Here is a 12929-nt window from a genome sequence, read left to right on the forward strand (position 1 = left end):
CGTCGTCAACAGGTTTTTCCAACTTGCCTAACCCGCCCACTTCGCTGAAAGCCTTGCCACTACTGGCTCTCCCGCCTCCCGCACTCCGTTGTCCGAAGCACGAAAGAGCGAGATTCTAGCGAGACAGACTCCGCCTTGCAAGCGTTATTTTGACAAGCGTATTAACGATGTTTGAAAACCGGTTTGCGTTTCTCCACGAACGCGGCCATGCCTTCCTTCTGGTCTTCGGTAGCGAAGAGCGAATGGAACAGGCGGCGCTCGAAATGCACACCTTCCGCGAGCGTCGTCTCATAAGCGCGATTAACCGATTCCTTCACCATCATCACGGCCGGCAGCGGGAATTCTGCGATCGTGGCAGCCGCGGCTATCGCCTCGTCAATCAGAGAAGCAGCCGGAATAACACGCGACACCAAGCCGGCACGCTCGGCTTCGGCGGCATCCATGAAACGCGCGGTCAGGCAAAGGTCCATTGCCTTCGCCTTGGAGACGGCGCGCGGCAACCGCTGCGTACCTCCGGCACCCGGCATGATGCCGAGCTTGATTTCCGGCTGACCGAACTTCGCCGTGTCAGCGGCAAAAATGATGTCGCACATCATCGCCAATTCGCAGCCGCCGCCGAGCGCAAAGCCGGCCACCGCTGCAATGATCGGCTTGCGGATGGAGCGGACCGTTTCCCAGTTGCGGGTGATGTAGTCCCCCTTGTAAACATCCATATAGGTATAAGTGGACATCATGCCGATGTCGGCACCGGCCGCGAACGCCTTCTCGCTGCCAGTCACCACGATCGCACCGATCGCGTCGTCGGCATCGAACTCGCGCAACGCCGCTCCCAGTTCGTCCATCAAGGCGTCGTTCAAAGCGTTCAGCGCCTTTGGGCGATTCAAAGTGACCAACCCAACCCGCCCCTGCGTCTCAACCAGAATATTCTCGTAAGCCATGCCACCTCCTAAGGGTAGAAACATCGCGCGCGAAAACACTTCGCGCGGTCATCCTAATAATGCTAACATTCCCCAACCAACCGGTCGGTCAATTATTCGACGGGCTTTCCCCAACGTACAAGCCAAGTCCCTCTGTCATGACACATCCGCTATTCACCAAGCACGAAGACACACTGCAAAAGGCACTCGCCGCGATCGAAACGCGCGGCTACTGGAGCCCGTTCGTCGAAATGCCCAGTCCGAAAGTGTACGGGGAAACAGCTAACGCAGACGGCGAAGCCGCATTCAAAGCGCATCTCAACACGACGTTCCAACTGGACCAACCGTCGACGGGCGAAACTGTCGGTGCCGAAGTCTCGCCGTTCGGATTCCCGCTCGGCGTGCGCTACCCGAAATCCGACCCCGCCGCATTGATCGCGGCCGCCGCCGCTGCCCAGCGCGACTGGCGCGCGGCTGGCCCGCAGGCATGGATCGGCGTGTGCCTCGAGATCCTTGCCCGAGTGAATCGCGCCAGCTTCGAAATTGGTTACAGCGTGATGCACACGACCGGTCAGGCGTTCATGATGGCGTTCCAGGCCGGCGGTCCGCACGCACAAGACCGCGCGCTGGAAGCCGTCGCATACGCGTGGGACCAATTGCGCCGCATTCCCGGCGACGCCCACTGGGAAAAGCCGCAAGGCAAGAATCCGCCGCTCGCCATGCACAAGCATTACACCGTCGTGCCGCGCGGCACCGGCCTGGTACTCGGCTGCTGCACCTTCCCGACGTGGAACGGCTATCCGGGCCTCTTCGCCGATCTGGCCACAGGCAACACGGTCATCGTCAAGCCGCATCCGGGCGCAATTCTGCCGCTCGCCCTGACTGCACGCATTGCGCGCGATGTTCTGCGCGAAGCAGGTTTCGATCCGAACGTCATCACCTTGCTGGCCACCGAACCGAATGACGGCGCGCTCGTCCAGGAATTGGCCCTGCGCCCGGAAATCAAGCTCATCGACTTCACTGGCAGCACGCAAAACGGCACGTGGCTCGAGCGCAATGCGCATCAGGCGCAGGTTTACACCGAAAAAGCCGGCGTGAACCAGATCGTGATCGACTCGGTGGACGACATCAAAGCCGTTGCCCGCAATATCGCCTTCTCGCTCGCGCTGTACTCGGGCCAGATGTGCACCGCGCCGCAAAACATCTACGTGCCGCGCGGCGGCATCCGCACCGCGGAAGGCACGCTCGGGTTTGACGAAGTTGCTCAAGCCATTGCCGGCGCCGTGCAAAAACTCGTCTCCGACCCGGCCCGAGCGGTCGAAATACTCGGTGCGATTCAAAACGAAGGTGTGGCGCAACGCATTGGCGAAGCCGCAAAAACTGGTCGGGTTCTCGTCGAAAGCCAGACGCTTGAGCATCCCGCTTTTGCGGGCGCCCGCGTGCGCACGCCGCTCGTGGTTCAGCTGGATGCCGCGACCGACTACGCGCAGTTCACCAAAGAATGGTTCGGCCCGATCTCTTTCGTGATCGCGACGGACTCGACTGCGCAGTCGCTCGACCTCGCCGGCGCAATCGCTGCCGAACATGGCGCACTGACGTTGTCGGTCTACAGCACGGACGAAGCGGTGCTCGAACAGGCGCACGAAGCATCCATTCGGGGTGGCGTGGCCTTGTCGATCAATCTGACCGGCGGTGTATTCGTCAATCAGTCGGCGGCCTTTTCGGACTTCCACGGCACGGGCGCGAACCCTGCAGCCAATGCAGCGCTGGCTGACGCGGCCTTCGTCGCGAATCGCTTCCGCGTAATTCAAAGCCGCGTTCATGTTGAACCGAAAGCAGCGCCGGCGGTAGCTGGCTGAATGGCATAAGACAAAGTGGCATAAGACAAAACACAGCTTCGTCCTATGCCGTTTGGCCGAATGGACCGGGCTGTGCGCCCCAACTAACATGAGACATCGGATCGGCATCTCGCGCCGATCCGCCCAGCAGGAATCCCTATGAACGACGCCTTCATTTGCGATGCGATTCGCACCCCAATCGGCCGCTACGGCGGCGCCCTGAAGGATGTCCGCGCCGACGACCTCGGCGCGGTGCCGATCAAGGCGTTGATCGACCGCAATCCCGGCGTCGACTGGCGCGCCCTCGACGACGTGATCTACGGCTGCGCCAACCAGGCGGGCGAAGACAACCGCAACGTTGCGCGCATGTCGGCGTTGCTGGCCGGCCTGCCCACTGAGGCGCCGGGCGCCACCATCAACCGCCTGTGCGGCTCGGGTATGGACGCGGTCGGCACCGCGGCGCGCGCCATCAAGGCGGGCGAAGCGCGCCTGATGATCGCCGGCGGCGTCGAAAGCATGACACGTGCGCCGTTCGTCATGGGCAAGGCTACTGGCGCGTTCTCCCGCCAGGCTGACATTTACGACACGACCATTGGCTGGCGCTTCATCAATCCGCTGATGAAACGTCAGTATGGCGTCGATTCGATGCCTGAAACCGCGGAAAACGTCGCCGTTGAATTCAGCGTGAGCCGTGCGGATCAGGACATGTTTGCGCTGTCAAGCCAGCAAAAGGCGGCTCGCGCCCAGCAGGACGGAACGCTGGCCCAGGAGATTGTCGGCGTCGAGATCGTGCAGAAGAAAGGCGACCCCGTGCGCGTGCTGCTCGACGAACACCCGCGCGAAACGTCGCTCGAAAGCCTGGGCAACCTCAAAGGCGTGGTTCGTCCGGACGGCAGCGTGACGGCCGGCAATGCGTCGGGTGTGAACGACGGCGCCTGCGCGCTGTTGCTCGCGAACCAGCAGGCAGCCGATCAGTACGGCCTGCGCCGCCGCGCCCGCGTGGTGGGCATGGCGACCGCGGGCGTGGAGCCGCGCATCATGGGGATCGGCCCGGCGCCGGCCACGCAAAAGCTGCTGAAGCAGCTCGGCATGACGCTCGAACAATTCGACGTGATCGAGTTGAACGAAGCGTTCGCATCGCAAGGCCTGGCAGTTCTGCGTACGCTCGGTCTGCGCGACGACGACCCGCGCGTCAATCCGAACGGCGGAGCCATTGCGCTCGGCCACCCGCTGGGCGCGTCGGGCGCGCGTCTGATCACGACCGCGCTATACCAGCTGGAACGGATCAACGGCCGCTTTGCGCTTTGCACGATGTGCATCGGCGTGGGCCAGGGCATCGCGCTGGTCATCGAGCGGCTCTGACACGAGCATCACAGCGCCCATCGGTCAAAGAGACTTTGAGGAGACACCCAATGTCATACGAAGCGATCCGTCTCGACATCGACGCATCGAGCCATGTCGCCACCATTACGCTGAACCGGCCGGACAAGCTCAACAGCTTTACTCGCGCGATGCATCAGGAATTGAGTGCCGCGCTCGACCAGGTTGAAGCGTCCGGTGCCCGTGCGCTCGTGCTCACCGGCGCGGGCCGCGGCTTTTGCGCCGGCCAGGATCTGGCCGACCTCGACTTCACGCCAGGCGCCATGACTGATCTGGGTGAATTGATCGAACAACATTTCAATCCGCTGATTCGTCGCCTGCAGGCATTGCCGTTGCCGGTCATCGCAGCGGTGAACGGCACGGCTGCCGGTGCCGGAGCCAATCTCGCGCTTGCTTGCGACCTCGTGCTCGCGGCTCGCTCTGCGAGCTTCATTCAGGCGTTCGTGAAGATCGGCCTGGTGCCGGACTCCGGCGGCACATGGTTCCTGCCGCAGCGTGTCGGCATGGCTCGCGCGTTGGGACTCGCCATTACCGGCGACAAACTCAGCGCGGAACAAGCCGAAAGCTGGGGTTTGATCTGGCAAGCAGTCGACGACGCGGAGCTAGCCGGCACTGCGACAAAACTCGCGTCCCAACTCGCGCAGCAACCCACGCGCGCCATCGCGGCAATCAAGCAGGCCATGCGCACGGGCGCGACGCAAACGCTCGACCAGCAACTCGATCTCGAACGCGATCTGCAACGCGAACTGGGCGCTTCCCACGATTACGCGGAAGGCGTGCGGGCCTTCGTGGAAAAACGCGCGCCGCGCTTCGAGGGCCGCTGACATGTCCACTCAAGCCAACCATCCCAGCCAGATGACTCCGGACGAACTGGCCCGCGCAACCGCAGCCGCTATGTACGAGAACGACGCGTGCAGCCGTGCGCTCGGCCTCGAAATCGTCGAAGTGCGCCCCGGATATGCGCGTCTGCGCATGGCCGTGCGCGACGACTTTCTGAACGGCCATCAGATTTGCCACGGCGGCCTGATTTTCACGCTCGCGGATTCGACGTTCGCGTTCGCCTGCAACACGTACAACATCAACACGGTCGCAGCCGGCTGCTCGATCGAGTTCCTGCGGCCCGTGCAAGGCGGCGACGTGCTGACGGCGGAAGCCGTCGAGCAGACGTTGAGCGGCCGGGCCGGCATCTACGATATCCGCGTGACGAATCGTGCTGAGGAAACCGTCGCGATGTTTCGCGGCAAATCGGCACAGATCAAAGGAAACCTGATTCCTACAGGCGATTGATATCGGCTGCCCCACGGCAAGCTCGCGGCAAGAACTCGGCAATCGCACGATGCCCCGCGACCAAACCCGCGGCAGATTCACGGCTCAGTGGCGCTCCCGAGCGCCACACGGTCAAACAGTAGCCGCCCCCGGTTTTCGCGCACGAGCGCAAGTACACCAGACCCAAGCATTGAGGCAGCAAGGAGACATTCGATGACCACCGCCCTTCCGCTCGATCCGATCGAGACCGCCAGCCGCGACGAACTTGCCGCGCTTCAACTTGAACGGCTCAAATGGTCGCTGAACCACGCCTATGAAAATTCGCCGGTTTATCGGCGCAAATTCGATGAAGCCGGCGTTCACCCGAGCGACGTGAAAAGCCTCGCGGATCTCGCGCGCTTTCCCTTCACCACCAAGAAGGATCTGCGCGACAGCTATCCGTTCGGGATGTTCGCCGTGCCGCAGGATCAGGTTTCACGGATTCACGCGTCGTCCGGTACTACGGGCAAGCCGACCGTGGTGGGCTACACCGCGCGCGATATCGACACGTGGGCGAATCTCGTCGCGCGTTCGGTCCGCGCCGCCGGCGCGAGGCGCGGCGACAAGGTTCACGTGAGCTACGGCTACGGCCTGTTCACGGGCGGTCTCGGCGCGCACTACGGCGCCGAGCGCGCGGGGCTCACCGTGATCCCGTTCGGCGGCGGCCAGACCGAAAAGCAGGTGCAGCTGATCCAGGACTTCCGGCCGGACATCATCATGGTGACGCCGAGCTACATGCTCTCGATTGCCGACGAACTCGAGCGTCAAGGCGTGGATCCGGCCAATTGTTCGCTGCGCATCGGCATCTTCGGCGCGGAACCGTGGACCAACGACATGCGTCAGGCAATCGAAAAACGCATGGGTATCGATGCTGTCGACATCTACGGTCTGTCCGAAGTGATGGGGCCCGGCGTCGCGTCGGAGTGCGTGGAAACGAAAGACGGTCCGACCATCTGGGAAGATCATTTCTATCCCGAGATCATCGATCCCGAAACCGGCGAGGTGCTGCCGGACGGCGAACTCGGCGAGCTGGTGTTTACGTCGCTGACCAAAGAGGCGCTGCCGATCATCCGTTACCGGACGCGCGATCTCACGCGCCTCCTGCCGGGCAGCGCCCGCACCATGCGCCGCATGGAGAAAATCACCGGCCGCTCGGACGACATGATGATCGTGCGCGGCGTGAACGTGTTCCCCACGCAGATCGAAGAACTGCTGCTCAAGCAACCCATGCTCGCCCCGCACTATCAGATCGTGCTGACCAAGGAAGGCCCGCTCGACGTGCTGACGCTGAACGTCGAGCCGTGCCCGGAAACGGCACCGGACACCGCCGCGTTGAACACGGCCAGGCAGGCGTTGGCCTATGACATCAAGGCACTGATTGGCGTGAGCGCGGTGGTGAACGTGCTGGGCGTGAACGGGATCGAGCGTTCGGTGGGCAAAGCGCGGCGTGTGGTCGACAAGCGCAAGTCGGGGCTGTAACAAACGCGAACGGGCGCGCGACGCGGCGGATAACGCCGCGCCGTGCGCTACTTACACATCAGGAATTCGGCAGCAACAACCACATCCGGCCGCCCTGCTTCATCTTGCCGGCCAGGTCGCCGGCGTCGTCGCCCAAGCCCCAGAAGTAATCCGCGCGCACACCGCCCTTGATCGCGGAACCCGTATCCTGGGCGAAGACGAGCCGATTCATCGGCGAGTTGGTCAACGGGCGTGTGGTCTGCAAAAACACCGGCGTGCCGAGTGGAATCGCCGTCGGATCGACCGCAATCGACCTCTCGGGCGTCAGCGGAACACCCAGCGCGCCGATCGGTCCGTCCGCGCTGCCGCTCGGCACGCTTTCGCCGGACGGCATCTCACGGAAGAACACAAAGCGCGGATTCGTATCGAGCAGCGCATCGACGCGGGTGGGATTCGCCCGCGCCCACGCCTTGATACCCTGCATGGTCGCCTGCGCGGGCGTGAGTTCGCCGCGATCCAGCAGCCAGCGACCAATCGACTTGTACGGCTGGTTGTTGGTGCCGCCAAAACCGAGACGCATCACGCTGCCGTCTTCCATCACGATGCGCCCGGAGCCCTGCACCTGCAGGAAAAACGCTTCGATCGGATCGTCGACCCATACGATTTCATTACCGTTGAGCACCCCCGCGCGCTCGAGTTGCGCGCGAGCCGGCAGCGGTGCGCCCGCACGATAACCGCTTGGCCAGCGATACAGCGCGGTCTGATACACGCCGTGCCGCGTGCGCGAACCACGCAGCAAGGGCTCGTAGTAACCGGTGACCAGGCCGTCCACCGTGCCGTCGGTATTCGCTAGCTGGAAGGGCGTGAAATAGGCTTCAAAGAAAGCCCGCGCACTGGTGACGTCGAGGTCGTCGATTTGCGAGGCTGCCGCGCATGCACGCGACCAGTTCGGTTGACGCGCCAGCCTCACGCAGTTTTGCCGCAATGCGGCGGTCGCGCCGATCAGCGAGTCGTCCTGCCAGCCCGGCACCTGCTGCCATGCAACCGCCGTCAGCCGCGTCGCGGCAATCTGTCCGGGTATGATCGCCGCACCCGTGGGCGGCGAAACTGAAGGCCGGACCGCGCCGCTGCCGCCGCAGGACGCCAGCAATACCGCGACCGAAAGCGCACCGAGCCACCCTGCGGCCGTGCGGACAAAACGCATACAATGTTCGTTCTTGATGGAAACCGCCATGTCTGATCTGTTCGACGAATACCCGATGCTTATCTTCGCGCTGGAATCGCTCCTCGCGCTCTTCCTGCTCGTCTTTATCGTTGTATGGACGTCGTCCGGCAAGAAGAAAGCGGCGCGTGCCAACGCCACTGAACAGCAAAAGCAACAAAAACAGCAAAAACCGCAGTAAAGCTGCGCGTTGAACCGCGCATTGAGCTTTCTAAAGACCGCGAGCCGCGCGCCCGGTTCAATGCAACGTACGCGGCATGCGCAGGATGAACTCCGGCACCGGCGCATCGAACCGCTCGCCGTCCTCGGCCACGCAGAAGTATTCTCCGCGCATGGTGCCGACCGGCGTGGCGATCACCGCCCAACTCGTGTACTCGAAATGCTCGCCCGGTTTGAGCAGCGGCTGATGGCCGACCACACCCAGGCCCTTCACTTCCTGCACGTTCTTGTCGCTGTCCGTGATGACCCAATGCCGCGCGATCAACTGCGCGGGCACCTGGCCGGTGTTACGGATAGTCAGCGTGTATGCGAATGCATACTGGCGGCGCTCCGGGTCCGACTCTTCGGGCAGATATTGCACCTGCGTCGAGACGCTGAATTCGTACTGGCTCATCCTGATTCCGGTCTGCTGAAACGCGGGGTGAAATGTCGCGGGAAAGCCCGAACGCCAATGGTTTGCGGGCGCATTGGCGAAGCGGCGCTGATGGTGTTGGCATTCTGCTTGATGCGCGACACGCCCGCAACCGGACAAATCCCTTTGGCCAAGGGCCAGTAAGGCGTTTTGTCACATTCGCCACTCGAATCGGGCCGGGCGTGGAGCCGCACTCAAAGCATCGGCGAACCGGAACGCCCGCGCACAAAACGGTAAAATGGCGCTTTCCCGCTTGCCTTCGCCCCTGCCATGACGCAATTCCGCATCGCCCCAAGCATTCTGTCAGCCGACTTCGCCCGCCTCGGCGAAGAAGTGCGCAATGTTGTCGCCGCCGGCGCCGACTGGATTCACTTCGACGTGATGGACAACCACTACGTGCCGAACCTGACCATCGGCCCGCTCGTCTGCGAAGCGATCCGCCCGCATGTGGACGTCCCGATCGACGTGCATCTGATGGTGCGTCCGGTCGACCGGATCGTGCCGGACTTCGCCAAGGCCGGCGCGAACCTGATCAGCTTTCACCCGGAAGGCTCGGATCACATCGACCGCACGCTGTCGCTGATCCGCGACCACGGCTGCAAGGCTGGCCTGGTGTTCAATCCGGCCACCTCGCTGAATTATCTGGATCACGTGATGGACAAGGTCGATCTCGTGCTGATCATGTCGGTGAATCCGGGCTTCGGCGGCCAATCGTTCATTCCGGAAGCGCTCAACAAACTGCGCGAAGCGCGCCAGCGTATCAACGCCTACACGGAGCGCACCGGTCGCGAGATTCATCTGGAAGTGGACGGCGGCGTGAAGGTGGACAACATCGCCGAAATCGCGGCGGCCGGTGCGGACACCTTCGTGGCCGGTTCGGCGATTTTCGGCCAGCCCGACCACAAGGTCGTGATCGAGAAGATGCGCGCGGCACTCGCCAACATCCAGCACTGAGAATCGACGCATAACCGGCCCGCAAGATGACCACTCCGTTCCCCGCTCCGGCTTTCACCGGCCCGCGCCTGCAAGCCGCGATCATCGACCTCGACGGCACGATGATCGATACCGCTGACGACTTCACCGCCGGCCTGAACGGCATGCTCGCGCAACTCGACGCGCAGGAGACTTCGCGCGAGGAAGTGGTCGGTTATGTCGGCAAGGGTTCGGAGCATCTGATCCGCAGCGTACTGGCGCCGCGCTTCGAATCGGAGCATGCGCAAGACCGCTTCGACGAAGCGCTCGCGATCTATCAGGCGGAGTACGCAAAGATCAACGGCACGCACACGCGGCTTTATCCCGATGTCGAAGCCGGCCTGATCGCCATGCGCAATGGCGGCCTCAAACTCGCCTGCGTGACCAACAAGCCGCATCGGTTCGCGGCGGAGCTGCTGCAGCAATACGGGCTCGCCCAGTATTTCAGTGTCGTGCTCGGCGGCGATAGCCTCGCGAAAAAGAAGCCCGATCCGCTGCCCATGCTCACTGCCGCAGCGCAGCTGGGCGTCGAGCCCCAAGCCACGGTTGCCATTGGCGATTCGGAAAACGACGCGCTGGCAGGCCGCGCGGCGGGCATGGCCACGTTGACGGTGCCATACGGCTACAACCACGGCCAAGCTATACAAACAATAAAATCCGATGGTATAGTTGCCTCGCTGCTGGACGCCGCCAAGGCGATCGCCGCGCACCAATCCACGACTTGAAAAGTCCTTCATCCTCATGTTTCTGAATAAAAAACGGAGTCTGATTAGCATCGACCGGGGAGCCTGGCCCTGGCGTCGCTGGTCGCGCTAACCTCGCCTGAGGTACGCTGAAGCTCGTCTTCGGCAACCGTTTTTTACTTCGCTGCGCTCACGCGTTTTTTCCATCACTTTGTTTCGCTGCATCGGTTGATTCGGCATGCGTGTACCCGCAAAGTACATCTGTGCGCTGAAATCCCTTGCACGCGTCGATGGGAAACCCGCGCCGGTCGGTATCATCGTGTCGACACGTCGAACGAACGCCTGACCGGGCGCGCCACGCCCCGCTTTGTCCGACGCACGCCGCCGGACCACCGTACAGGATCGGAACATGACCGAACTCGAATTCCAGTCCCTCGCCAACGAGGGTTTCAACCGCATCCCGCTGATCGCCGAAGCGCTCGCCGACCTCGAAACGCCGCTCTCGCTGTACCTGAAGCTTGCGCAGAGCGAGCGCAACGGCGCCAACTCGTTCCTGCTGGAATCGGTGGTGGGCGGCGAACGTTTCGGCCGCTATTCGTTCATCGGCCTGCCGGCGCGCACGCTGCTGCGCACCCATAACGGCGTGTCGGAGGTGGTGCGCGACGGCACGGTCGTCGAAACGCACGAGGGCGACCCGCTCGAATTCATCCAGCAATTCCAGGGGCGTTTCAAAGTGGCGCAGCGCCCCGGCTTGCCGCGTTTCGCGGGCGGTCTGGCCGGCTATTTCGGCTACGACGCGGTGCGCTACATCGAGAAGAAGCTCGCGCACACGGCGCCGAAAGACGATCTGAATCTGCCCGACATCCAGTTGCTGCTGACTGAAGAAGTGGCGGTGATCGACAACCTCGCGGGCAAGCTCTACCTGGTGATCTACGCCGATCCGACGCAGCCCGAGGCGTACACCAAAGCCAAACAGCGTCTGCGTGAACTGCGCCAGCGCTTGCGCACCACTGTGCAGCCGCCGGTCACCTCGGCAAGCGTGCGGACCGAAACCTACCGCGAGTTCGCGAAAGACGATTATCTGGCGGCCGTGCGCAAGGCGAAGGAATACATCGCGGCCGGCGAACTGATGCAGGTGCAGGTCGGCCAGCGCCTGACCAAGCCATACCGCGACAATCCGCTCTCGCTTTATCGCGCGCTGCGCTCGCTGAATCCGTCGCCGTATATGTATTTCTACAACTTCGGTGACTTCCACGTGGTGGGGGCATCGCCGGAAATTCTGGTGCGTCAGGAAAAGCGCGGCGAGGATCGCATCGTCACGATCCGGCCGCTGGCCGGCACGCGTCCGCGCGGCAACACGCCGGAACGCGACGCGGAACTCGCAACCGAACTGCTGAACGACCCGAAAGAAATCGCCGAACACGTCATGCTGATCGACCTCGCGCGTAACGACGTGGGCCGCATCGCGCAGATCGGCTCGGTGGTCGTCACCGACAAGATGGTGATCGAAAAGTACTCGCACGTGCAGCACATCGTGAGTTCGGTCGAAGGCAAGCTGAAACCCGGCACCACCAATTTCGATGTGCTGCGCGCCACCTTCCCGGCCGGCACTCTGTCGGGCGCGCCGAAGGTTCGCGCAATGGAACTGATCGACGAACTCGAACCCGTGAAGCGCGGCCTGTACGGCGGTGCGGTCGGTTATCTGTCGTTCACCGGCGAAATGGATCTGGCCATCACGATCCGCACCGGCGTGATCGCGAACGGCAATCTGTATGTGCAGGCGGCAGCGGGTGTAGTCGCGGATTCGGTGCCGGAATCCGAATGGCAAGAGACCGAGAACAAGGCACGCGCCGTGTTGCGCGCCGCCGAACAGGTTCAAGACGGCCTCGATAGCGACTTCTGACCGGAGACACACCATGCTGCTCATGATCGACAACTACGACTCGTTCACCTACAACCTGGTGCAGTACTTCGGCGAACTCGGCGAAGACGTGCGCACCTATCGGAACGACGAAATCACGCTGGACGAAATCGCGAGGCTCAACCCGGAGCGCATCTGCCTGTCGCCCGGTCCGAGCAATCCGCAACACGCCGGCATCACGCTCGACGTGCTGCGCGAATTCAGCGGCAAAACGCCGATTCTCGGCGTCTGTCTCGGCCATCAGGCGATCGGCGAGGCCTTCGGCGGGCGCGTGGTGCGCGCGCAAACCATCATGCACGGCAAGGTCAGCACGATCGAAACCGACTGCAAAGGCGTGTTCGCGGATCTGCCGAAACATTTCGTGGTGACGCGCTATCACTCGCTCGCGATCGAACGCGAATCGCTGCCCGACTGTCTCGAAGTATCGGCGTGGACCGAAGACGGTGAGATCATGGGCGTGCGTCACAAGGAACTGGCGGTGGAAGGCGTGCAGTTCCATCCGGAATCGATCCTGTCCGAACACGGCCACGCGCTGCTCGAAAACTTCCTCAAGCAGTCGAAGCGCGCCGGCGCACAAACGTCCAATCGCAACGCTTGATGAA

Annotated in this window: 13 protein-coding genes; 10 read left to right on the plus strand and 3 right to left on the minus strand. The window is 62.7% G+C overall.

From position 1 onward, the window contains the following. Positions 1 to 161: 161 nt before the first annotated feature. On the minus strand, positions 162 to 938 hold the full coding sequence (locus tag PDMSB3_RS18075) for an enoyl-CoA hydratase (RefSeq protein WP_007180291.1): 777 nt from the start codon (positions 936 to 938) through the stop codon (positions 162 to 164). Between the two features lie 137 nt (positions 939 to 1075). On the opposite strand from PDMSB3_RS18075, the gene paaN reads away from it, so the two are divergent. From paaN to paaK, 5 genes are all read left to right on the plus strand, one after another. Continuing rightward, complete coding sequence (paaN, locus tag PDMSB3_RS18080) at positions 1076 to 2776, plus strand: phenylacetic acid degradation protein PaaN (RefSeq protein WP_007180290.1); 1701 nt, start codon at positions 1076 to 1078, stop codon at positions 2774 to 2776. Between the two features lie 138 nt (positions 2777 to 2914). After that, positions 2915 to 4117 carry a 3-oxoadipyl-CoA thiolase gene (gene pcaF, locus PDMSB3_RS18085; protein WP_007180289.1) on the plus strand — a complete coding sequence of 401 codons (1203 nt, stop codon included), beginning with the start codon at positions 2915 to 2917 and terminating at the stop codon, positions 4115 to 4117. A gap of 50 nt (positions 4118 to 4167) precedes the next feature. Further along, on the plus strand, positions 4168 to 4959 hold the full coding sequence (gene paaG, locus PDMSB3_RS18090; RefSeq protein ID WP_165187109.1) for a 2-(1,2-epoxy-1,2-dihydrophenyl)acetyl-CoA isomerase PaaG: 792 nt from the start codon (positions 4168 to 4170) through the stop codon (positions 4957 to 4959). A 1-nt stretch (position 4960) separates the two neighbouring features. Further along, positions 4961 to 5422, plus strand: a complete 462-nt coding sequence (paaI, locus tag PDMSB3_RS18095; RefSeq protein WP_165187111.1) for a hydroxyphenylacetyl-CoA thioesterase PaaI — start codon at positions 4961 to 4963, stop codon at positions 5420 to 5422. A 192-nt stretch (positions 5423 to 5614) separates the two neighbouring features. Further along, entirely contained in the window at positions 5615 to 6919 is a 1305-nt protein-coding gene (gene paaK / locus PDMSB3_RS18100) for a phenylacetate--CoA ligase PaaK (RefSeq protein ID WP_007180286.1), read from the plus strand. A gap of 58 nt (positions 6920 to 6977) precedes the next feature. Here paaK and mltA read toward each other — a convergent pair whose 3' ends face one another. Then, positions 6978 to 8102, minus strand: coding sequence for a murein transglycosylase A (gene mltA / locus PDMSB3_RS18105; protein ID WP_007180285.1), 1125 nt, complete (start codon positions 8100 to 8102; stop codon positions 6978 to 6980). Positions 8103 to 8130: 28 nt separating this feature from the next. Between mltA and PDMSB3_RS18110 the strand changes: the two genes are divergently transcribed. Further along, a complete protein-coding gene (locus PDMSB3_RS18110) occupies positions 8131 to 8301 on the plus strand; it encodes a hypothetical protein (protein WP_007180284.1) in 171 nt (56 codons plus the stop codon). Between the two features lie 57 nt (positions 8302 to 8358). Here PDMSB3_RS18110 and apaG read toward each other — a convergent pair whose 3' ends face one another. Beyond that, positions 8359 to 8733, minus strand: coding sequence for a Co2+/Mg2+ efflux protein ApaG (apaG, locus tag PDMSB3_RS18115; protein WP_007180283.1), 375 nt, complete (start codon positions 8731 to 8733; stop codon positions 8359 to 8361). Between the two features lie 288 nt (positions 8734 to 9021). On the opposite strand from apaG, the gene rpe reads away from it, so the two are divergent. From rpe to PDMSB3_RS18135, 4 genes are all read left to right on the plus strand, one after another. Beyond that, positions 9022 to 9705, plus strand: a complete 684-nt coding sequence (gene rpe / locus PDMSB3_RS18120; protein ID WP_007180282.1) for a ribulose-phosphate 3-epimerase — start codon at positions 9022 to 9024, stop codon at positions 9703 to 9705. Between the two features lie 26 nt (positions 9706 to 9731). Beyond that, complete coding sequence (locus PDMSB3_RS18125; protein WP_007180281.1) at positions 9732 to 10448, plus strand: phosphoglycolate phosphatase; 717 nt, start codon at positions 9732 to 9734, stop codon at positions 10446 to 10448. A gap of 367 nt (positions 10449 to 10815) precedes the next feature. Further along, the gene (gene trpE, locus PDMSB3_RS18130) at positions 10816 to 12309 is read left to right on the plus strand and encodes an anthranilate synthase component I (RefSeq protein WP_007180280.1); all 1494 of its coding nucleotides are present in this window, start codon (positions 10816 to 10818) and stop codon (positions 12307 to 12309) included. A 13-nt stretch (positions 12310 to 12322) separates the two neighbouring features. Continuing rightward, positions 12323 to 12925, plus strand: a complete 603-nt coding sequence (locus PDMSB3_RS18135) for an aminodeoxychorismate/anthranilate synthase component II (RefSeq protein WP_007180279.1) — start codon at positions 12323 to 12325, stop codon at positions 12923 to 12925. Positions 12926 to 12929: the final 4 nt, after the last annotated feature.

It is taken from the genome of Paraburkholderia dioscoreae (genome assembly GCF_902459535.1).
In the GTDB taxonomy this organism is placed as follows: domain Bacteria; phylum Pseudomonadota; class Gammaproteobacteria; order Burkholderiales; family Burkholderiaceae; genus Paraburkholderia; species Paraburkholderia dioscoreae.

Excerpts from the sequence above, each read along its gene's own strand:
- PDMSB3_RS18075 (WP_007180291.1), bottom strand. The coding sequence starts at position 938 with ATGGCTTACGAGAATATTCTGGTTGAGACGCAGGGGCGGGTTGGGTTG.
- paaN (WP_007180290.1), top strand. The coding sequence starts at position 1,076 with ATGACACATCCGCTATTCACCAAGCACGAAGACACACTGCAAAAGGCA.
- pcaF (WP_007180289.1), top strand. The coding sequence starts at position 2,915 with ATGAACGACGCCTTCATTTGCGATGCGATTCGCACCCCAATCGGCCGC.
- paaG (WP_165187109.1), top strand. The coding sequence starts at position 4,168 with ATGTCATACGAAGCGATCCGTCTCGACATCGACGCATCGAGCCATGTC.
- paaI (WP_165187111.1), top strand. The coding sequence starts at position 4,961 with ATGTCCACTCAAGCCAACCATCCCAGCCAGATGACTCCGGACGAACTG.
- paaK (WP_007180286.1), top strand. The coding sequence starts at position 5,615 with ATGACCACCGCCCTTCCGCTCGATCCGATCGAGACCGCCAGCCGCGAC.
- mltA (WP_007180285.1), bottom strand. The coding sequence starts at position 8,102 with ATGCGTTTTGTCCGCACGGCCGCAGGGTGGCTCGGTGCGCTTTCGGTC.
- PDMSB3_RS18110 (WP_007180284.1), top strand. The coding sequence starts at position 8,131 with ATGTCTGATCTGTTCGACGAATACCCGATGCTTATCTTCGCGCTGGAA.
- apaG (WP_007180283.1), bottom strand. The coding sequence starts at position 8,733 with ATGAGCCAGTACGAATTCAGCGTCTCGACGCAGGTGCAATATCTGCCC.
- rpe (WP_007180282.1), top strand. The coding sequence starts at position 9,022 with ATGACGCAATTCCGCATCGCCCCAAGCATTCTGTCAGCCGACTTCGCC.
- PDMSB3_RS18125 (WP_007180281.1), top strand. The coding sequence starts at position 9,732 with ATGACCACTCCGTTCCCCGCTCCGGCTTTCACCGGCCCGCGCCTGCAA.
- trpE (WP_007180280.1), top strand. The coding sequence starts at position 10,816 with ATGACCGAACTCGAATTCCAGTCCCTCGCCAACGAGGGTTTCAACCGC.
- PDMSB3_RS18135 (WP_007180279.1), top strand. The coding sequence starts at position 12,323 with ATGCTGCTCATGATCGACAACTACGACTCGTTCACCTACAACCTGGTG.